Below are 20,984 nucleotides of genomic sequence, written 5' to 3'. Positions count from 1 at the left end.
CCCGGCCCCTGTGTGGTCCGACGAGCGGGGGCCCGGAGGTCCCCCGAGAGGACACGAGCGCGGGGCTACGCCTGGTCGGGACGGCACGTGGCGCGGTGTGGTCCGGAGGACCGCGGTGTCACCGCAGCGCCACCGCGGTCGGGGTGACCGGCCGGGGCAGCATGGAGCTGCCGGTCAGCCACTGGTCGACCGCGCCGGCGGCGGCGCGGCCCTCGGCGATGGCCCACACGATCAGCGACTGGCCGCGGCCGGCGTCGCCGGCCACGAACACGCCGGGCACGGTGGACATGAACTCGGCGTCGCGGACGACGTTGCCGCGCCCGTCGACGTCGACGCCCAGCGCCTCGACCAGGCCCTCGCGCTGCACGCCGGTGAAGCCCATGGCCAGGAGCACCAGCTGGGCCGGCAGCTCGCGCTCGGTGCCCTCGACCTTCTGGAACCGGCCGTCGACCCGCTCCACCTCGTGGATGACCAGGGCGCGCACGCGGCCCTCGTCGTCGCCGAGGAAGCGCTCGGTGTTGACCGAGTACAGCCGCTCGCCGCCCTCCTCGTGCGCCGAGGACACCCGCATGATCATCGGGTAGGTCGGCCAGGGGTTGCCCTCGGCCCGCTTGTCCGGCGGCGCGGGCATGATCTCCAGCTGGGTGACCGAGCGGGCGCCCTGCCGGTGCGAGGTGCCCAGGCAGTCCGCGCCGGTGTCGCCGCCGCCGATGATCACGACGTCCTTGCCGTGGGCGGAGATCGGCGGGTCGTCGAGCTCGCCGAGCGCCTGCCGGTTGCCGAAGGGCAGGAACTCCATCGCCAGGTGGATGCCGTCGAGCTCGCGCCCGGGGGCGGGCAGGTCGCGGCCGATGGTGGCGCCCGCGGCGATCACGACGGCGTCGTGCTCCCCGCGCAGCTGCTCGGCGGTGAGGTCGCCCTCCCCCGCCCCGCCGACCTCGACGCCCGTGACGAAACGGGTGCCCTCGGCGCGCATCTGGTCCAGCCGCCGGTCCAGGACGGCCTTCTCCATCTTGAACTCGGGGATGCCGTACCGGAGCAGCCCGCCGACCTTGTCCGCCCGCTCGTAGACGGTGACGTCGTGCCCGGCGCGGGTGAGCTGCTGGGCGGCGGCGAGGCCCGCCGGCCCGGACCCGACGACGGCGACCTTCTTGCCGGTGCGCTCGGCCGGGGTCTGCGGCTCGACGTACCCCCGCTCGAAGGCCTGGTCGATGATCTCCCACTCGATCTGCTTGATCGTGACCGGCGAGTCCTGCAGGTTCAGCACGCAGGCGCCCTCGCAGGGGGCCGGGCACAGCTTCCCGGTGAACTCCGGGAAGTTGTTGGTCGCGTGCAGCCGCTCGATCGCGTCGCGCCAGTCGTCCCGGCGGGCGAGGTCGTTCCACTCCGGGATCAGGTTGCCCAGCGGGCAGCCGTGGTGGCAGAACGGGATGCCGCAGTCCATGCACCGCGCGGCCTGCTGGCGCAGCGCGGCGACCGGGTAGACGCCGTCCTCCCCGTTCTGCCGGGAGAGGTAGACGTCCTTCCAGTCGAGGATGCGGACGTCGACCGGCCGCCGGGGCGGCAGGGCCCGCTCGTACTTCAGGAACCCCGTGGAGTCAGCCACGTGCGGCCTCCATCACTGCTCGATCCACATCCGTGCCGGCGGCCTCGGCGGCGCGCCGGGCCTCGAGAGCGCGACGGTAGTCGCGCGGCATGATCACGCTGAACTGCTCGGACCAGCGGCCCCAGTCGGCCAGCAGGGCCGCCGCGACCGGCGACTCGGTCTCGGCGTGGTACCGGACCAGCACGTCGCGCAGCCACTGCGCGGACTCGCCGTCCAGCGGCTCGACGTCGACCATCTCCGGGTTCACCCGGTGCCGGGCGAGGTCCAGGACGTAGCCGATCCCGCCGGACATGCCGGCCGCGACGTTGCGGCCGGTGGGCCCGAGGATCACCGCGCGGCCGCCGGTCATGTACTCCAGCGCGTGGTCGCCGGCGCCCTCGACGACGGCCAGCGCGCCGGAGTTGCGGACGCAGAAGCGCTCGCCGACCCGCCCGCGCAGGAAGATCTCCCCGTTGGTGGCGCCGTAGCCGATGACGTTGCCGGCGATGACGTTGTCCTCGGCGGCGAAGGTCGCCTCGAGCGCCGGGCGGACGACGATCCGGCCGCCGGACAGGCCCTTGCCGACGTAGTCGTTGGCGTCGCCGAGCAGCCGCATGGTGACGCCGCGCGGCACGAAGGCGCCGAAGGACTGGCCGGCCGACCCGGTGAAGGTCAGGTCGATCGTGCCGTCGGGCAGGCCCTCGCCGCCGAAGCGGCGGGTGACCATCGAGCCGAGCATCGTGCCGACGGTGCGGTTGACGTTGCGCACCGGCAGCTCCAGGCGCACCGGCCGCGCGTCGAGCAGGGCGCCCTCGCACAGCTGGATCAGCGTCTGGTCCAGCGCGACGTCGAGGCCGTGGTCCTGGGTGCGGACCGCCCGGCGGGACGCGCCCTCGGGCAGCTCGGGCTGGGCGAGCATCGGCGAGAGGTCCAGGCCGCTGGCCTTCCAGTGGTCGACCGCGCGCCGGGTGTCGAGCAGCTCGGTGTGGCCGACGGCCTCGTCGACCGAGCGGAAGCCCAGCTCGGCGAGGTACTGCCGGACCTGCTCGGCGAGGAACTCGAAGAAGGTGACGACGAACTCCGGCCGCCCGGTGAACCGCTTGCGCAGCTCCGGGTTCTGGGTGGCGACGCCGACCGGGCAGGTGTCCAGGTGGCAGACCCGCATCATGATGCAGCCCGACACCACCAGCGGAGCGGTGGCGAACCCGTACTCCTCGGCGCCGAGCAGCATCGCGACGAGCACGTCGCGGCCGGTCTTCATCTGGCCGTCGGCCTGCACCACGATCCGGTCGCGCAGGCCGTTGGCCAGCAGCGTCTGCTGGGTCTCGGCCAGGCCGAGCTCCCACGGCGAGCCGGCGTGCTTGAGCGAGGTCAGCGGGGCGGCACCGGTGCCGCCGTCGTGCCCGGAGATCAGGACGACGTCGGCGTGCGCCTTGCTGACGCCGGCCGCGACCGTCCCGACCCCGACCTCGGCGACCAGCTTGACGTTGACCCGCGCCTCGGTGTTCGCGTTCTTGAGGTCGTGGATGAGCTGCTTGAGGTCCTCGATCGAGTAGATGTCGTGGTGCGGCGGCGGGCTGATCAGGCCGACGCCCGGCGTCGAGTGCCGGGTGCGGGCCACCCACGGGTAGACCTTGCCGCCGGGCAGCTGGCCGCCCTCGCCGGGCTTGGCGCCCTGCGCCATCTTGATCTGGATGTCGTCGGCGTTGACGAGGTACTCGCTGGTCACGCCGAAGCGGCCGCTGGCCACCTGCTTGATCGCCGAGCGGCGCAGGTCGCCGTTCGGGTCGGGCACGTAACGGTCGGGGTCCTCGCCGCCCTCACCGGTGTTCGACTTGCCGCCGAGCCGGTTCATGGCGATGGCGAGGGTCTCGTGCGCCTCCTGCGAGATGGAGCCGTAGCTCATCGCGCCGGTCTGGAAGCGCTTGACGATCTCGCTGGCCGGCTCGACCTCCTCGAGCGGCACCGGCGGGCGCACGCCCTTCTTGATCTCGAACAGGCCGCGCAGGGTCGCGGCCTCCTCCGACAGCGCGTCGACGGTGTCGGTGTAGCGCTGGAACACCTCGAACTGCCGCGAGCGGGTGGCGTGCTGGAGCAGGAACACCGTCTCGGGGTTGAACAGGTGCACCTCGCCCTCGCGGCGCCACTGGTACTCCCCGCCGGTCTCCAGCCGCCGGTGGGCGCGCTCGGTGGGGTTCTCCGGGTAGGCGCGCCGGTGCCGCATGGCGACCTCCTCGGCGAGGACGTCCATGCCGACGCCGCCGAGGGGACAGGAGGTGCCGGTGAAGTACTCGTCGACGACGTCCTGGGACAGGCCGACGGCCTCGAAGATCTGCGCCATCGTGTACGAGCCGACGGTGCTGATGCCCATCTTGCTCATGACCTTGAGGACGCCCTTGCCGAGCGCCTTGACGACGTTGCGCACCGCCTGGGCCGGCTGCACGCCGGTCAGGACGCCGTCGCGGATGAGGTCCTCGATGGACTCGAAGGCCAGGTACGGGTTGACCGCGGCCGCGCCGTAGCCGAGCAGCAGCGCGACGTGGTGCACCTCGCGGCAGTCGCCGGACTCGACGACCAGGCCGACCTCCATGCGGGTGCGCTCGCGCACCAGGTGGTGGTGGACGGCGGCGGTCATGAGCAGCGACGGGATCGGCGCGCGCTTCTCGTCGCAGTCGCGGTCGGACAGCACGATGACCCGCGCGCCGGCCGCGATCGCCTTGCTGACCTTGTTCCGCAGCTCCTCGACCGCCTGCACCAGCGCGGGGCCGCCGCCGGTGACGTCGAAGTGGCCGGTGATCCGGACGGCGGCGAAACCGGGCAGGTCGCCGTCGTCGTCGATGTGCAGGATCTTGGCCAGCTCGTCGTTGTCGATGACCGGGTAGGGCAGGTACACCTGCCGGCAGGAGGCCGGGGTGGCCGTGAGCAGGTTCTGCTCGGGGCCGAAGGTGCGCCCGAGGCTGGTCACCAGCTCCTCGCGGATGGCGTCCAGCGGCGGGTTGGTCACCTGGGCGAACAGCTGCCCGAAGTAGTCGTAGAGCTGCCGCGAGCGGTCCGACAGCGCCGCGATCGGGGTGTCGGTGCCCATGGAGCCGATCGGCTCGGCGCCGGTGGCGGCCATCGGCGTGAGCAGGACGCGCAGCTCCTCCTCGGTGTAGCCGAACAGCTGCTGGCGGCGCACCACCGACTCGTGGCTGGGCCGCGCGCGCCGCCGCTCGGGCAGCGAGGGCAGGTGCACCAGGCCGGCGTGCAGCCAGTCCTCGTAGGGGTGCTCGGCGGCCAGGGCGCCCTTGACGTCCTCGTCGGAGACGATCCGCCCGGAGGCGGTGTCGACGAGGAACATCCGGCCCGGCTGCAGCCGGCCCTTGGCGACGACGTCGCCGGCCGGGATGTCGAGGACGCCGGCCTCGCTGGCGAGGACGACGAGGTCGTCCTTGGTGTGCCACCAGCGGCCCGGGCGCAGGCCGTTGCGGTCCAGGACGGCGCCGATGAGCGTGCCGTCGGTGAACGCGACGCAGGCCGGCCCGTCCCAGGGCTCCATGATCGAGGAGTGGAACCGGTAGAAGGCCCGGCGGGCCGGGTCCATCTCGTCGTGGTTCTCCCACGCCTCCGGGATCATCATCAGCACCGCGTGCGGCAGCGAGCGGCCCGACAGGTGCAGCAGCTCGAGCACCTCGTCGAAGGTCGCCGAGTCGCTGAAGTCGCTCGCGGTGACCGGGAAGACCCGGTCCAGGCCGAGCTCGGAGGCCGGGCCGGCGGGGCCGTCGAACAGCTCGGTCTCGAGCTTGGCCTCGCGGGCGCGCATCCGGTTGCGGTTGCCCTTGATGGTGTTGATCTCGCCGTTGTGGGCGATGAAGCGGAACGGGTGCGCCAGCGGCCAGCTCGGGAAGGTGTTGGTGGAGAACCGGCTGTGCACCAGCGCGATCGCCGACTCGTAGCGCTCGTCGCGCAGGTCGGGGAAGAACGCGGGCAGCTGGTCGGTGGTCAGCATGCCCTTGTAGGTGATGGTGCGGCTGGACAGCGAGACGACGTAGAGGGAGCTGCCGGCCTCGCGGGCCTCCCGCTCGGCGCGCTTGCGCAGCACGAACGAGCGCCGCTCCAGCCGGGTGACGCCGTTGACCTCGCGCGGGCCGCCGAAGGCCTGCTGGTCGGCGCGGGCGCCCATGGTCTCGGCGACGAACAGCTGCCCGAAGTGCGGCATGACCGCGCGGGCGGTGGGGCCGAGGTCGGCGCCGTCGGGGTCGACCGGCACGTCGCGCCAGCCGAGGACGGTCAGGCCCTCCTCGGCGGCGATCCGCTCGACGTCGGCGTAGCGGGCGGCCCGCTCCTGCTCGTCGACGGGGAGGAAGGCGATGCCGACCGAGTACTCGCCCAGCGGGGGCAGGTCGAAGTCGACGCCGGCCCGCAGCAGCGCGTCGGGCACCTGGGTCAGGATGCCGGCGCCGTCCCCGGAGTTGGGCTCGGAGCCGGCGGCCCCGCGGTGGTCGAGGTTGTGCAGCGCGGTCAGGCCGGCGGCCACGATCGCGCGGGAGCGGCGGCCGCGGGCGTCGGCCACGAAGGCGACGCCGCAGGCATCCGAGTCGTTCGCCGGGTCGTAGAGACCGGAGGCCGCGGGCGTCGCCGAGAAGGGGACGGCCGAGCCGGCGGTGGTGCGGGGGGCGGGGGTGCGGGACCCGGACATGATCACTCCCGTCGTCGGCCTGCGCGTGGTCCCGGGAGGACGTCGCGGGGCGCGGGGCCCGGCCGGTGGTCAGAGGGTGCGGTGCACGGAAGCAGTGGAGGACAGCGGAGCCGGTGACCGGCCGGGACACGGTGGCCCGGACAGGCGGAGGACCGGCGGCCCCGCGGCTGGTTGCGCGGGGTCGTCGTCCCGCGGGGCAGCGCTGGCCCGGTTACGACGCGAGCGACCCGCCGGGATCACCGGCTGGTCTGGACAGGAGGGTACACAGCGGGAGGACCGGGCCCACCGCCGCGAACCGATCCGTCGGCGCGTCCTGTCAGGGCGTCCCCGGCGCGTCGTGAGACCGGTCACCCCGCCGCTCCACCACAGGCGTGTCGGTGCTGGTGGGGGCGTCGTCGGCGGTGCCGGCGTCGGCGGCCGGGGTGTCGTCGTCGTCACGTCCGCCGGCGGCGTCCCGGTCGAGGACCTCCCGCGGGCGGCCCCGCTGCCAGACCATGTAGGCCACGGCGAGCAGGCCCACCACGATGCAGGTGAACACGTTGAGCCGGACGCCGAAGAAGCGGTTGGCGTCGTCGATGCGCAGGACCTCGATCCACAGCCGGCCGGCGCTGTACAGCGCGACGTAGAGCGCGAACGCGCGGCCGTGGGACAGCCGGAAGCGGCGGTCGGCCCACACCACGACGGCGGCCGCGGCGAGGTTCCACAGCAGCTCGTAGAGGAACGTCGGGTGGAAGGTGGCGAACGCCTCGTAGCCGTCGGGGCGGTGCGCGAGGTCGATCTCCAGGCCCCAGGGCAGCGTGGTGGGCCCGCCGAACAGCTCCTGGTTGAACCAGTTGCCCAGCCGGCCGACCGCCTGGGCCACCAGCAGGCCGGGGGCGATGGCGTCGCCGAAGGCCGGCAGCGGGATGCCGCGGCGGCGGCAGGCGATCCAGGCGCCGACGCCGCCGAGGGCGATCGCGCCCCAGATGCCGAGGCCGCCCTCCCAGATGGCGAACGCCCGCAGCGGGTCGCCGCCCTCCCCGAAGTAGGGCTGCGGCGTGGTGATCACGTGGTAGAGCCGGCCGCCGAGGATGCCGAAGGGCACCGCCCAGATCGCGATGTCGAGCACCTCGCCGGGCCGCCCGCCGCGGGCGACCCAGCGCCTCTCGGCGATCCAGCAGGCCGCGACGATGCCGGCGATGATGCACAGCGCGTAGGCGCGCAGCGGGAACGGCCCGAGGTGCCACACCCCCTGGGCCGGGCTCGGGATGCTCGCGAGGACGGTCACGGCACGGCCACCCGGCGGCGCACGCCCGCGGCGAGCTCCCCGGACAGCCGGCGCACGCCGTCGGCGCCGCGGCCCTCGAGCATCTCCCGCACGTAGGCCGACCCGACGATGACGCCGTCGGCGAAGCCCGCGACCTCGGCGGCCTGGTCGCCGTCGGAGACGCCGAGGCCCACGCACACCGGGACGTCGGTGACCGCGCGGGTGCGGGCGACCAGGCGCTCGGCGGCGTCGCCGACGGTGGCGCGGGTGCCGGTGACGCCCATCGTGGACGCGGCGTAGACGAACCCGCGGCAGGCCGCGGTGGTCGACGCCAGCCGCGCGTCGGTGGACGACGGCGCGACGAGGAAGACGCGGTCGAGGTCGGCGGCCTCGGCGGCGGCCAGCCACGCGGCGGCCTCGTCGGGGATGAGGTCGGGCGTGATCGCGCCCGCTCCCCCGGCGGCGGCCAGGTCGGTGGCGAACCGCTCGACGCCGTAGCGCTCCACCGGGTTCCAGTAGCTCATCACCACCGGCACCGCGCCCGCGGCGTCGACCGCCTCGACGGCGCGCAGCACGTCGCGCATCCCCACGCCGGCGCGCACGGCGGGGTCGACCGCCTGCTGGATGACCGGGCCGTCCATGCCGGGGTCGGAGTACGGGACGCCGATCTCGACCACGTCGGCGCCGCCCTCGACCGCCGCGACCATGGCGGCGATCGAGTCGTCCACGCTCGGGTAGCCCACCGGCAGGTAGGCGACCAGCGCGGCGCGGCCCTCGGCGCGGGCGGCGCGGATGCGCTCCTCCAGCCGGCTCATGCCTGGCTCCCCGCGTCCTGGCCGGGCACGGCGTCGCCGGACGCGACGGCGCCCTCGGTGGGCTGCTGGTGCGTGTCCATGCCGGGGCCGGGGTCGACCTCGTCGCGGTCGCCGAGGCCGAACCAGCGCGACGCGGTCTCGACGTCCTTGTCGCCCCGGCCGGAGAGGTTGACCAGCAGCAGGGCGTCCGGTCCCAGCTCGCGGCCGAGCCGCATGGCGCCGGCGAGGGCGTGCGCGGACTCGATCGCCGGGATGATGCCCTCGGTCCGGCACAGCAGCGCGAAGGCCTCCATCGCCTCGGCGTCGGTGACCGGGCGGTACTCGGCCCGGCCGACGTCGTGCAGGAAGCTGTGCTCCGGGCCGACGCCGGGGTAGTCCAGCCCGGCGCTGATCGAGTGCGACTCGATCGTCTGGCCGTTGTCGTCCTGCAGCAGGTAGGAGCGGGCGCCGTGCAGCACGCCGGGGGCTCCCCCGGTGATGGTCGCGGCGTGCCGGCCGGTCTCGACGCCGTCGCCGCCGGCCTCCAGGCCGACCAGGCGCACGCCCTCGTCGGGCACGAACGCGGTGAAGATCCCGATGGCGTTGGAGCCGCCGCCGACGCAGGCGAGGACGGCGTCGGGCAGCCGGCCCTCCCGCTCGAGCACCTGGGCGCGGGCCTCGTCGCCGATCACCCGCTGGAAGTCGCGGACCATCGCCGGGAACGGGTGCGGGCCGGCGACGGTGCCGAAGACGTAGTTCGTGGTCTCGACGTTGGTCACCCAGTCGCGGAAGGCCTCGTTGATGGCGTCCTTGAGGGTGCGCGAGCCGGTGCTCACCGGGACGACCTCGGCGCCGAGCAGCCGCATGCGGGCGACGTTGAGCGCCTGCCGGCGGGTGTCCTCCTCGCCCATGTAGATCGTGCAGGACAGGCCCATGAGCGCCGCGGCGGTGGCGGTGGCGACGCCGTGCTGGCCGGCGCCGGTCTCGGCGATCACCCGCTGCTTGCCGATCCGCCGGGTGAGCAGCGCCTGGCCGAGCACGTTGTTGATCTTGTGCGAGCCGGTGTGGTTGAGGTCCTCGCGCTTGAGCAGCACGCGGGCGCCGCCGCAGTGCTCGGCGAAGCGCGGTACCTCGGTGACCGGGCTCGGGCGGCCGGTGTAGTCGCGCTGCAGGGCGGCGAACTCGGCGACGAACGCGGGGTCGACCCGCATGGCCTCGTAGGCCTCGGTCAGCTCGTCGAGGGCCGCGATCAGCGCCTCGGGGACGAACCGGCCGCCGAAGACGCCGAAGTGACCGGTGGCGTCGGGCCACGCCGGGCGCGCCGGGTCGCTGCGCTGCTCGGGCGGGTGGACGGCACTCGTGGGCATGCCCCCCAGCGTAAGGACCTCCCCGCCCCCCACCCCTCGCAGGCTCGCGGCGGGCCCCTGCGGGGAGGCCGGGGCTAGCGGGTCGTGCGCGGGACCGCGGGGTGCGAGCCGGCGGTGACCAGGTCGGCGACCGCCTGGCGCGGGTCGCCGGCGGTGACCAGGCCCTCGCCGACCAGCACCGCGTCGGCACCGGCGGAGGCGTAGGCGATGAGCTCGCGCGGGCCGCGGACGCCGGACTCGGCGACCTTGACCACGCCCGAGGGCAGCCCGGGCGCGATCCGCTCGAACGTACCGAGGTCGACGTCGAGGGTGGTGAGGTCGCGGGCGTTGACGCCGATCACCGAGGCGCCGGCGGCCAGCGCGCGGTCGGCCTCGGCCTCGGTGTGCACCTCGACCAGCGCGGTCATGCCCAGGGACTCGACCCGCTCGAGCAGGCCCAGCAGCGCGTTCTGCTCCAGCGCCGCGACGATCAGCAGGACGACGTCGGCGCCGTGGGCGCGGGCCTCGTGCACCTGGTAGCTGCTGACCACGAAGTCCTTGCACAGCACCGGCACGTCGACGGCGGCGCGGACGGCGGCCAGGTCGGCGTGCGAGCCGCCGAAGCGGCGCCGCTCGGTGAGGACGCTGATCACCCGGGCGCCGCCGGCGGCGTACTGGGCGGCGAGGACGGCGGGGTCGGGGATGTCGGCCAGCGCGCCCTTGCTCGGGCTGCGGCGCTTGACCTCCGCGATGACACCGACGCCGGGCTCGCGGAGCGCGGCCAGGGCGTCGCGGGCGGGGCGGGCGTCGCGGGCGGCGGCCCGGACCTCGGCCAGCGGGGTGGCCGCCTCGCGCGCCGCGACGTCCTCACGGACGCCGGCGACGATGTCGTCGAGGACGGTCACTCCGCCTCCTCGCTGCTCGGTCGGCCGGTCCGGTGCCGGTCGGACGGGTGGACCCACCCTAGCGACGGCGGCCGCGGGGTCCGGTCGCCGGGTCACCGGCCGGGCCCGGTGTCGCGTCGTCGGCGGGGTCGGACGGGGGGTCGGCCGTGGGGTCGTCGCCGCGGTCGAGGGCGCGCCAGGCGTCCAGCGCCCAGTCCTCGGCGGTGCGGGCGCGCGCCGGGGCCGGCGCGGCGGCCGCGCCGGGTGCCCGCTCGTAGCGGCGGCCCATGGCCGGCCAGCGGCGGCCGCGCACCGCGACCAGCACCCCGGCGGCCACCGCGACGACGGCGGCTCCCAGGCACAGCACCGGCCAGGCCGCCGCGAGGTCGGCAGTGCGCCGCTCCCCCGGCGCCGCCGCGGTCGTGTCCACCCCGCCGGCCAGCACGCGCACCGACGACCAGGCCAGCGCCGCGCCCGCCAGCGCCACCAGCGCCCCCACCGCGACCCGCCCGGCGCCGCGCACCGCGAGGACGGCGACCGCCGCGGCGAGCAGCAGCAGCCCTGCGGCGGGCACCAGCGGCGCCAGCGACGACCCGGTGAGCGTCTCGGTGACCGGCGGCAGCGGCGGGCGGCGGGTGACCGTGACCGTGACCCAGGTCTGCCCGCCCGCCGACAGCGCCAGCCCGCCGGCGACCGCGCAGCCGGCGAGCGCCGTCCCCAGCTCCCGCCGGGCGTTCACCGCACCTCCCGCATGCCCTCCGCGGTCGCGATCGCCGAGAGCACCGCCCGCGCCTTGTGCCGGGTCTCGGCCTCCTCGGTGGCGGGGTCGCTGTCGGCGACGATCCCCGCGCCGGCCTGCACGTACGCCCGGCCCTGGTGGAGCACCGCGGTGCGGATGGCGATCGCCATGTCCATGTCCCCGCTGGCGTCCAGGTAGCCGACGGTGCCCGCGTACAGCGCCCGCCGGGTGGGCTCCAGCGACTCGATGATCTCCATCGCCCGCGGCTTGGGGGCGCCGGAGACGGTGCCGGCCGGGAAGGTCGCGTCGAAGACGTCGAGCGCGTCGCGGCCGGGCGCCACCTCGCCGCCGACGGTGGAGACCAGGTGCATGACGTGGCTGTAGTACTCGATGCGCATGAAGTCGGGCACCTCGACGGTGCCCGGCACGCACACCCGGCCCAGGTCGTTGCGCGCGAGGTCGACGAGCATGACGTGCTCGGCGCGCTCCTTGGGGTCGGCCAGCAGCCCCTCGGCCAGCCGCAGGTCCTCCTCCTCGGTGGCGCCGCGCGGGCGGGTGCCGGCCGGGGGGTGGACGACGGCCGAGCTGCCGGTCACGGTCACCAGCGCCTCCGGCGAGGAGCCGACGACGTCGAAGGGCGTCTCCCGGCCGGCGAAGCGCAGCAGGTACATGTACGGCGAGGGGTTGGTGGCCCGCAGCACCCGGTACAGGTCGAGCGCGTCGACGTCGGTGTCGGTCTCGAACCGCTGGGCCAGCACGACCTGGAAGGCGTCGCCGGCACGGATGTGCTCGCGCACCGTCTCCACCCCGGCCTCGTACTGCCCCGGCGCCATCGTGCTGCGCACCGGCGGCGGCTCGGCGGGGGTGAACGTGGCCACGCCCGGCGGCACCGCCTTGGTGAGGTCGGCGGCCATGGCGTCGAGGCGGGCGACGGCGTCGTCCCAGGCCGTGTCGGCGTCGCCGGATCCGGTCAGGGCGTTGGCGATGAGCAGCACCGTGCCGTCGGTGTGGTCGAGGACGGCGAGGTCGGTGACCAGCGCCAGCGACAGCTCGGGCATGCCGAGGTCGTCGGCGGCGGTGACCGGCAGCCGCTCCAGCCGCCGGACGACGTCGTAGCCGAGGTAGCCGACCAGCCCACCGGTCAGCCGCGGCAGGTCCTCCCGGCGCGGCGAGCGCAGCCGGCGGGCCAGCGTGCGGACCGCGGCCAGCGGGTCCTCGGGCAGGTCGTCGGTGAGCCCGGGCAGCGGGTCGCCGAGCCACAGCGTCCGGCCGTCGCGCTCGGTGAGGACCCCGGCGCTGCGCACGCCGACGAAGCTGTAGCGCGACCAGCGCTTGCCCTGCTCGGCCGACTCGAGCAGCACGGTGCCGGGCCGGTTGCCGGCCAGCTTGCGGTAGATGCCGACCGCGGTCTCGCCGTCGGCCAGCAGCCGCCGGGTGACCGGCACGACCGGCTGGTCGAGGGCGGCGAACGCCTCGCGGGAGGGGCTGGTCTCACCGAGCCGCACGGGGAACCTCCAGGTCGCGGTGGAAGCAGCTGCGCTCGCCGGTGTGGCAGGCCGGGCCCTCCTGGTCGACGAGGACGAGCAGCGCGTCGCCGTCGCAGTCGAGCCGCACGTCGCGGACCCACTGCCGGTGGCCGGAGGTCTCGCCCTTCACCCAGTACTCCTCGCGGCTGCGCGACCAGTAGGTGGCCCGGCCGGTGGTCAGGGTGCGGTGCAGCGCCTCGTCGTCCATCCAGGCGACCATGAGGACCTCGCCGGTGTCGTGCTGCTGCACGACGGCGGCGACCAGCCCCGCCGGGTCGCGGCGCAGCAGCGCGGCGACGGCAGGGTCGAGGGCGGAGTCGACGGCGGGCACGGCGGGCATGCCGGCGATTCTCCCCCGCCGCGGGGACCGGCCGGGTCAGCGGCCCCGCGCGGTCACCCCGCGGCCGGTGGCGCGTCCGCGCCGGCGACCCACCGGCGGACGGCGCCGGCCAGCAGCAGACCCAGGCCGACGGCCGGGGCGGCGACGTAGAACAGCACGCCGACGACGAGCACGCCGGTGGCATCGGAGCCCGCGAGGTCGGCGAGGGAGGTCAGCCGGACCAGCCAGTAGACGGCCAGGGCGAGCTGCACGCCGAAGCCGACGAGCAGCGTCGACCACACCCCCCGGCTGCGCCGGTTGAGCACCAGCACCCCCGCGACGACCAGCAGGACCGCCGAGAGCAGCTGCACCGCCGACAGCGCGGTGACCTCGGTGACCAGGCCGGAGACGTCGTCGCTCCCGCCGCCGGAGTGGTCCGGGATGCTCGCGAACAGGCCGAACGTGCTGGCCAGCAGCAGCACGTAGGCCGACGACAGCGCGACGACGGCGGCCTGCACGAAGGCGAGGACCGCCGCGGCGACCACCTGCCCCGGCCGGCGCGGCCGCCGCGGCAGCGGCGGGCCGTAGGCCGGCCAGTACGGCGCGGCCGGCCAGCCCGGCGCCGGCGCGTACGGCCCGTACACCGGGGACGGCGCGGCGTACGGGGCGGTGACCGGCGGCCCCGCGTAGGCGACCGGTTCGGTCCCCGCGGCCGGGTCGGCCCAGGGGCTGCCGGGCGAGCTCACAGGGCCGCCGCCAGCGCCCGGCCCGCGACGCGGCCGGAGAACAGGCAGCCGCCGAGGAAGGTGCCCTCCAGCGAGCGGTAGCCGTGCATGCCGCCGCCGCCGAAGCCGGACGCCTCCCCGGCCGCGTACAGCCCGGGGAACGGCTCGCCGCTCGCGCGCAGCACCCGGCCGGACAGGTCGGTCTCCAGCCCGCCGAGGGTCTTGCGGGTGAGCAGGTTGAGCCGGACGGCGATGAGCGGGCCGGCCGCGGGGTCGAGCAGCCGGTGCGGCGGGGCCACCCGGATGAGCTTGTCGCCGAGGTAGCTGCGGGCGCCGCGGACCGCGGTGATCTGCAGGTCCTTGGTGAACGGGTGGGCCACCTCCCGGTCGCGCGCGACGACCTCGCGCTCCACGGTCTCCAGCGGCACCTCGGGCGCGCCGCCGGTGATCCGGTTCATCCCGGTGACCAGCTCGGGCAGCGACGTCGCCGTCACGAAGTCCTCGCCGCGGTCGAGGAACGCCTGCACGGGCGCGGAGACGCCCGCCTTGACCCGGCCCAGCAGGAGCCGGACGTCCTTGCCGGTCAGGTCGGGGTTCTGCTCGGAGCCCGACAGCGCGAACTCCTTCTCGACGATCTTCTTCGTCGTCACGAACCAGGTGTGCTCGTATCCGGTCTGCCCGATGTGGGCGAGGGTGCCGAGGGTGTCGAAGCCGGGGAACAGCGGGACCGGCAGCCGCTGCCCGGTCGCGTCCAGCCACAGCGAGGAGGGGCCGGGCAGGATCCGGATGCCGTGCCGCGCCCACACCGGGGAGTGGTTGGCGATCCCCTCGGTGTAGTGCCACATGCGGTCGCGGTTGATCAGGTTCGCACCGGCGGCCTCGGTGGCCTGCAGCATGAGCCCGTCGACGTGCGCGGGCACGCCGGACAGCAGCCGCTGCGGCGCGGGGCCCAGCCGGGCCGGCCAGTTCTGCCGGACCAGGTCGTGGTTGCCCCCGATGCCGCCGGAGGTGACGACGACGGCCTGCGCGGCGACCTCGAAGTCCCCGACGGCGGTGCGCGAGCTGGCCTCGCCGCGGGCGGCGCCGCTGGGCTCGAGCACCTCGCCGCGGACGCCGGTGACCGCGCCGTCGGTGACGACCAGCGAGGTCACCCGGTGCCGGAAGCGCAGCTCGACCAGCCCGCGCTCGACGGCGGCGCGGACCCGGCGGGCGAACGGCTCGACGATGCCGGGGCCGGTGCCCCAGACGATGTGGAACCGGGGCACCGAGTTGCCGTGGCCGGTGGCGGTGTAGCCGCCGCGCTCGGCCCACCCGACGACGGGGAAGAAGCCGACGCCCTGCTCGCGCAGCCAGGCCCGCTTCTCCCCCGCCGCGAACTCCAGGTACGCCTCCGCCCACTGCCGGGGCCAGTGGTCCTCGGCGCGGTCGAAGGCGGCGGTGCCGAACCAGTCCTGGCGGGCCAGCTCCAGCGAGTCGTGCACCCGCAGGCGGCGCTGCTCGGGCGAGTCGACGAGGAACAGCCCGCCGAAGGACCACCACGCCTGCCCGCCGAAGGACGCCTCCGGCTCCTGCTCGACGAGCACCACCCGCCGGCCGGCGTCGGCCAGCTCGGCGGTGGCCACCAGCCCGGCCAGGCCGGACCCCACCACGACGACGTCTGTGTCGATCACGGCGGGCACGCTAGCGGGCGCGGCCGCCCCGGGGGGTCCGCCCCGGCTGCACGGGGGCCGGTGTCGCCCGGCCGGGACGGGTCCACTCCCGGATCGGGCGGCGCACCGTCAGCGCCAGGCAGCCGGCCGGGCCGACCAGCAGCGCCAGCGCCCAGCCGACCGACGAGCCGTCGCCCAGGGCGCCGAACAGCGCGGCCACGCCGAGCAGCAGGAGCAGCGGCAGCACCGCGGCCACGGCGAGCACCAGCCACCCGCGGCCCCGGCCCAGCCACACCAGTGCCGACCCGGCGACCGCGGGCACCGCCGGTCCGGCGGAGGCGGCGAGGTACCAGCCCCACCCCGGGGGCAGGCCGTCCCAGAGCAGCCGGCCGAGGTAGAGGTCCTCGGCAGCGACGAGCAGGCCGAACACCGCGGCGAACGGCGCGGTGAGCGGGCGGCCGGACCCGGGAGGCGGGGCGGTCCGCCGGACGGCCGACGACGGCGCGGGCGCCGCCCGCGGGGAGCGGCGGGTCGTCGTCCGGCGGGGCGGGGACGACGGCATGCCGGGCAGCCTAGAGAGAGGACCTGCCTGCCCCCCACCGCTCGCACGCTCGCGGCGGGCCCCTGCAGGGAGGCCACCGACGGCCGGGGCCTGTCAGCCGGCCGGGCGCCGCCCGGCCAGCCAGGCCGTCACCCGGGGGCTGAGCGCGAGGCCGGCGGCCACCAGCGGGCAGACGGCCACGACGACCGGCGCGGCGCCGACGTCCTCGCCGACCGCGGCCGCCGTCGCGATGACGAGGAGGGCGAACCCCAGCGAGGCCACGGCGCCCAGGAGCAGCGGCCACCGGCCCCGGCGGGAGACCAGCCAGACGACGCCGAAGACCTCGATCACGGGCAGCAGGAGCAGCGCGTAGACCCACCACTCCCGGACGTCGTCGGACTGCACGCCACCGAGGACGAAGGGCAGGACGGTGACCAGGGCCAGCGGCAGCACGCCGATGGCGCCGACCGCCGCGGCGGCGATCGCCGTGCCGGGCATGCGGGAGGGGCTCGTGGACGACGCGGTCACACCGCGGAGCCTAGGACCGGCGCCCGCTCAGGCGACGCGCTCGGGCTCCCCCGCCGACGACCGGCGCCAGGAGGCGTGCAGCCGCGCGTAGGGGCCGACGGCGTCGACCAGGTCCGCGTGCGTGCCGCGCTGCACGACCCGGCCGGCGTCGACGACGAGCACCTCGTCGGCCCGCTCGGCGGTGGACAGCCGGTGCGCGATGGTCAGCGTGGTGCGGCCCTCGGTGAGCCGGTCCAGCGCCAGGGTCAGCCGCCGCTCGGTGGCCGGGTCGACGGCGCTGGTGGCCTCGTCGAGCACCAGCAGGTCGGGCGCGGCCACGTGCGCGCGGGCGATGGCGACCAGCTGCCGCTCCCCCGCCGACAGCGACTCTCCGCGCTGGCCGACCGCCGTCGCGACGCCGTCGGCCAGGCCGGCCAGCCAGTCGCCGAGGCCGAGCTCGGCGAAGGCCGCGGTGACCTGCTCGTCGGTGAGGTCCGGGCGGCCGTAGCGGACGTTGTCGGCGACGGTGGCGTCGAACAGGAAGCCGTCCTGCGGCACCATGCCGACCCGCCGGCGCAGCGAGGCGAACGCCACGTCGGGCAGCGGCACCCAGCCGGTCGCGTCGGAGCCGAGCAGCACCCGGCCCTCGGTGGGATCCATGAGCCGGGTGACCAGCTTGGCGAACGTCGTCTTGCCCGACCCGGTCTCCCCGACGACGGCGTAGCGGCGGCGCGGCGCGAGCGCGAGGTCGACGTCGTCGAGGGCCGCCCGCGCGCCCGGGGCGTAGCGGAAGGTGACGTGCTCGAGCCGGACGCCCAGCGGCCCGGCCGGCAGCTCGCGCGCGGTGCCGGTGGCGGCGGGGTCGCGGACGTCGGGCTCGGTGTCGAGGACGTCGAGCACCCGGCGGAACCCGGCGATCGCGTTCTGCCCCTCGTTGAGCACCTCGCTGGCGGTCTGCACCGGCGCGACGAAGAGCGTGACGAGGAACAGGAACGCGACGAGCGTGCCGGCGGTGACCTCCCCGGCCAGGCCGAGCAGCACGCCGACCACGACGACGGCGGCGTTGGCGACCGCGGCCGCGAACTCGCCGGTGACGAAGACGGCCGCGGTGACCTTCTGCGCGTCGACCTGGGCGCGGTAGTGCCGGCCGATGGCCCGGTCCAGGCGGGCCGCCGTCCGCTCGCGGATGCCGTAGGCGCGCACCGTCGGCGCGCCGACGACGGACTCCGACACCGCGGCGAGCACGTCGCCGACCCGCTCGCGGACCACGCCGTAGGCGACCTGCAGCCGGCGGGCGAACCAGCGGACGGCGAAGGCCAGCGGCAGGAAGCAGAGGAGCACCAGCAGGGTCAGCTGCCAGGAGTAGACCGCCATGACGACGGTGGCCACGACCAGCTGGCCGAGGCTGACCACGCCGAGGACGCCGCCCCACTGCATGAAGGTGGACAGCTGGTCGACGTCGCTGGTGACGCGGGAGACCAGGGAGCCGCGGCGCTCGCCCTGCTGGTGCAGCACCGACAGGTCGTGCACGTGGCGGAACGCCCGGGCGCGCAGGCCGGCCAGCGCGGTCTCGGTGGTGCGGAACAGCCGGACGTTCATCCGGTAGACCGCCACCCCGGTGACCAGGACGACGACCGCGCAGACCAGCACCAGCGTGCGGACCAGGCCGAGGTCGGGGCCGCCGGGCGCGAGCAGGCCGCGGTCGATGACCTGCTGGACGGCGATCGGCACGACCACCCGCCCGGCGGTGGCGACCAGCGCGAGCGCGAAGGTGGCCGGCAGCCCGCGGCGGAACTCCGGCATCATCCGCAGCCCGCGGCGCAGCGTGGCGAACGCGCCCTCGCGCCGCTCGGTGTCCACGGCGCTCACGCCGCCACCTCCGCCTGGGAGTAGGCGCGGACCAGCGCGGCGTAGCCGGGCACGGTGGCCAGCAGCTCCTCGTGGCTGCCGCGGGCGGTGACCCGGCCGTTCTCCAGCCACACCACCTCGTCGGCGAGGGCGATGGTGGCCTGCCGGTAGGCGACGACGACCACCGTCGAGGGCCGGTCGGCCGAGCGCAGCGCGTCGAGGATGCGCGCCTCGACGGCGGGGTCGACGGCGCTGGTGGCGTCGTCGAGGACGAGCAGCCGGGGGCGGCGGATCACGGCGCGGGCCAGGGCCAGCCGCTGCCGCTGGCCGCCGGACAGGGTGGCCCCGCGCTCGCCGACGCGGGTGTCGAGGCCCTCGGGCAGCCGGTCGACGAAGTCCTCGGCGGCGGCCACGCGCAGCGCGGCGCGCACCTCGTCGTCGCCGTACTCCCCGCCCAGGGTCACGTTGCCGCGGACGGTGTCGTCGAAGAGGAAGGTGCCCTGCGGGACGAACGCGGCCTGGCCGCTGACCTCGCCCTCGCGCAGCCGGCGCAGGTCGACGCCGTCGAGCAGCACCTCGCCGCCGGCCGGGTCGACCAGCCGCACCAGCAGCCCGGCCAGCGTGGACTTGCCCGAGCCGGTCGGCCCGACGACGGCGACCGTGCTGCCGGCCGCGACGTCGAAGGTGACCTGCGACAGCACCGGCTGCGACGCGCCGTCGAAGACGTGGTCGACCGCGCGCAGGCCCAGCCGGGCGCCGCCGTCGCCGGCCGGCGCGGTCTCCGGGCCGTGCGGGGTCTCGCCGGTGGCGTCGAGCACCGGGGTGACCCGGTCGAAGCCGGCGAGGGCGCGCGGGAGGTCGGCGAGCACCCAGCCGATCGCGCGGATGGGCAGCGCGAGCAGGGTGAACAGGTAGGCGATGCTCACCAGGTCGCCGGCGTCGGTGGCGCCCGAGGCGACCCGGCCCGCGCCGACCACCAGCACGGCGAGCGTGCCGAGGTTGGGCAGCGCCTCCATCAGCGGGTCGAACAGCCCGCGCACCCGGCCGACCGACACCAGCCCGTCGCGGAGCTCCTGGGCGCGCTCGGTGAACCGGGCGCTCTCGACGTCCTCGCGGCCGAGGGTCTTGACCACCAGGCCCGCGTCGAAGCTCTCGTGGGCGATCTCGCTGACCTCGGCGCGCAGCTGCTGCGCCCGCTGCATCCGCGGGCTCATCACCTGCGAGTAGACGGCGTTGACCACGAAGACCAGCGGGAAGACGACGAAGCCGACCAGGGCCAGCAGCGGGTCGGTGGCCACCAGGGCGACGACGGTGATGGCGATCATCACGAGCGTCCCGCAGGCGAACGGCAGCGGGGAGACGAAGTACCAGGCGGCCTCGACGTCGGAGTTCGCGTTGGACAGCAGCTGCCCGGTGGGGTGGCGCTGGTGCCAGGCCAGCGGCAGCCGCAGGTACTGCGCGGTGACGCGGCGGCGGTAGTCGGCCTGCAGGCGGTAGGCCATCACGCCGGCGAACAACCGGCGGCCGAGGATGCCGAGGATCTTGAGCACCGAGACGCCGAGGACGACGACGACGGCGAGGGTGAGCGCGCCGGCGGTGGTGTCGCCGTCGGCGAAGGCCGGCAGCACCACCCGGTCGGTGACCTCGCCGACGACGAACGCCGACAGCACGGTCATCGCGGCGTAGAGGCTGCTGGCGGCCACGGCCAGGGTGAACATCCCGCGCTGCTCGCGGATGGACCGGGCGACGTGGCGCAGTCCCCGCCGGACGACGGCGTCTCGGGCGCGGGGCACGGATCTCCTCGGGGTTCGCGACCGCGGCACTCGCAGTCGTTACTCAGGCTAACCGGCGGCACCGACAGGGGCCTGCGGGTTTTCCGGGTGGACGGGATCGGTAACCCGCCGCGGTGACCTCCTCTTCCCGCCCGCTCGCCGCCCGTGAGCGCGCGGCCCTCGCCGACCTCCTCGACGACCTCGGCCCCGACGCCCCGACCTGCTGCGCGGGGTGGACGACGGCGCACCTGGCGGCCCACCTGGTGACCCGCGACCGCCGCCCCGACGCGCTGCCCGGCTACGCGCTGGAGCGCACGCCGGTCGGCGGCCGGCTGCACGCCCACGCGGAGCGGGTCGAGGAGCGGCTGCGAACCTCGACGGCGTATCCCGAGCTGGTGGCCCGGGTGCGGCAGGGCCCGCCGGCGTGGCTGCCGATGGGCTGGCCCGGGGTGTCGGCGCTCGCGGACTCCGCCGAGTTCGCGATCCACCACGAGGACGTGCGGCGGGCGCAGCCCGGCTGGGCGCCGCGCGCGCTGCCGCTGGCCGACGCCGACCGGCTCTGGGGTGCGGCGCAGCTGTTCGCCCGCATGGCGGCCGCGCAGCACCCCGGCGGCCTGGTGCTGCAGCGCGGCGACGTCCCCGGGCCCGGGAAGCGGGTCCGCGCCGGGTCGGCACCCACCACCGTCGAGGGCGAGCCGATGGAGCTCCTGCTGTGGGCCACCGGCCGGCGCGACGTCGCGCGGGTGCTCGTGCGGGACGGTGCCCCCGTCGACTGACGGGCCCGTGCACTTCCGCGGAAGTGCCCCGTGCACTTCCGCGGAAGTG

16 protein-coding genes are annotated in these 20,984 nt (G+C 75.7%); 1 reads left to right on the top strand and 15 read right to left on the bottom strand.

Going from position 1 to position 20,984, the window contains the following annotated elements:
• Positions 1–118: 118 nt before the first annotated feature.
• The 15 genes from ACI79L_RS22095 to ACI79L_RS22025 all read right to left on the bottom strand — a co-directional run bounded on the left by ACI79L_RS22095 (position 119) and on the right by ACI79L_RS22025 (position 20,180).
• The gene (locus ACI79L_RS22095; protein ID WP_456938856.1) at positions 119–1,606 is read right to left on the bottom strand and encodes a glutamate synthase subunit beta; all 1,488 of its coding nucleotides are present in this window, start codon (positions 1,604–1,606) and stop codon (positions 119–121) included.
• Positions 1,599–6,263: a glutamate synthase large subunit gene (gene gltB, locus ACI79L_RS22090; protein WP_456938855.1), complete on the bottom strand. Its 4,665-nt coding sequence runs from the start codon at positions 6,261–6,263 to the stop codon at positions 1,599–1,601. The genes ACI79L_RS22095 and gltB overlap by 8 nt, the downstream gene beginning before the upstream one ends.
• A 316-nt stretch (positions 6,264–6,579) precedes the next feature.
• Positions 6,580–7,530 carry a prolipoprotein diacylglyceryl transferase gene (gene lgt / locus ACI79L_RS22085; RefSeq protein ID WP_456938854.1) on the bottom strand — a complete coding sequence of 317 codons (951 nt, stop codon included), beginning with the start codon at positions 7,528–7,530 and terminating at the stop codon, positions 6,580–6,582.
• Positions 7,527–8,324 carry a tryptophan synthase subunit alpha gene (gene trpA / locus ACI79L_RS22080; RefSeq protein WP_456938853.1) on the bottom strand — a complete coding sequence of 266 codons (798 nt, stop codon included), beginning with the start codon at positions 8,322–8,324 and terminating at the stop codon, positions 7,527–7,529. Before trpA ends, lgt begins: the two co-directional genes overlap by 4 nt.
• Entirely contained in the window at positions 8,321–9,670 is a 1,350-nt protein-coding gene (gene trpB, locus ACI79L_RS22075) for a tryptophan synthase subunit beta (RefSeq protein ID WP_456938852.1), read from the bottom strand. The genes trpA and trpB overlap by 4 nt, the downstream gene beginning before the upstream one ends.
• Positions 9,671–9,744: 74 nt before the next feature.
• Positions 9,745–10,554, bottom strand: a complete 810-nt coding sequence (trpC, locus tag ACI79L_RS22070) for an indole-3-glycerol phosphate synthase TrpC (RefSeq protein WP_456902744.1) — start codon at positions 10,552–10,554, stop codon at positions 9,745–9,747.
• 58 nt (positions 10,555–10,612) lie between these two features.
• Complete coding sequence (locus ACI79L_RS22065) at positions 10,613–11,272, bottom strand: Trp biosynthesis-associated membrane protein (protein ID WP_456938851.1); 660 nt, start codon at positions 11,270–11,272, stop codon at positions 10,613–10,615.
• Positions 11,269–12,777 (bottom strand): anthranilate synthase component I, encoded by a 1,509-nt coding sequence (locus tag ACI79L_RS22060; RefSeq protein ID WP_456938850.1) that lies wholly within the window; start codon positions 12,775–12,777, stop codon positions 11,269–11,271. Before ACI79L_RS22060 ends, ACI79L_RS22065 begins: the two co-directional genes overlap by 4 nt.
• The gene (gene hisI / locus ACI79L_RS22055) at positions 12,764–13,138 is read right to left on the bottom strand and encodes a phosphoribosyl-AMP cyclohydrolase (RefSeq protein WP_456938849.1); all 375 of its coding nucleotides are present in this window, start codon (positions 13,136–13,138) and stop codon (positions 12,764–12,766) included. Before hisI ends, ACI79L_RS22060 begins: the two co-directional genes overlap by 14 nt.
• 53 nt (positions 13,139–13,191) lie before the next feature.
• Positions 13,192–13,863 (bottom strand): hypothetical protein, encoded by a 672-nt coding sequence (locus tag ACI79L_RS22050; protein WP_456938848.1) that lies wholly within the window; start codon positions 13,861–13,863, stop codon positions 13,192–13,194.
• A complete protein-coding gene (locus ACI79L_RS22045) occupies positions 13,860–15,512 on the bottom strand; it encodes an FAD-binding dehydrogenase (protein WP_456938847.1) in 1,653 nt (550 codons plus the stop codon). Before ACI79L_RS22045 ends, ACI79L_RS22050 begins: the two co-directional genes overlap by 4 nt.
• A 10-nt stretch (positions 15,513–15,522) precedes the next feature.
• Positions 15,523–16,053: a hypothetical protein gene (locus ACI79L_RS22040; protein ID WP_456938846.1), complete on the bottom strand. Its 531-nt coding sequence runs from the start codon at positions 16,051–16,053 to the stop codon at positions 15,523–15,525.
• Positions 16,054–16,146: 93 nt separating this feature from the next.
• On the bottom strand, positions 16,147–16,560 hold the full coding sequence (locus ACI79L_RS22035; protein ID WP_456938845.1) for a hypothetical protein: 414 nt from the start codon (positions 16,558–16,560) through the stop codon (positions 16,147–16,149).
• Positions 16,561–16,587: 27 nt separating this feature from the next.
• On the bottom strand, positions 16,588–18,408 hold the full coding sequence (locus ACI79L_RS22030) for an ABC transporter ATP-binding protein (RefSeq protein ID WP_456938844.1): 1,821 nt from the start codon (positions 18,406–18,408) through the stop codon (positions 16,588–16,590).
• Positions 18,405–20,180 (bottom strand): ABC transporter ATP-binding protein, encoded by a 1,776-nt coding sequence (locus tag ACI79L_RS22025; protein WP_456938843.1) that lies wholly within the window; start codon positions 20,178–20,180, stop codon positions 18,405–18,407. The genes ACI79L_RS22030 and ACI79L_RS22025 overlap by 4 nt, the downstream gene beginning before the upstream one ends.
• Positions 20,181–20,293: 113 nt before the next feature.
• Between ACI79L_RS22025 and ACI79L_RS22020 the strand changes: the two genes are divergently transcribed.
• The gene (locus tag ACI79L_RS22020) at positions 20,294–20,935 is read left to right on the top strand and encodes a TIGR03085 family metal-binding protein (protein WP_456938842.1); all 642 of its coding nucleotides are present in this window, start codon (positions 20,294–20,296) and stop codon (positions 20,933–20,935) included.
• Positions 20,936–20,984: the final 49 nt, after the last annotated feature.

It is taken from the genome of Geodermatophilus sp. SYSU D00684 (assembly GCF_054050455.1).
This window is presented reverse-complemented; position numbering and strand designations above follow the sequence as displayed.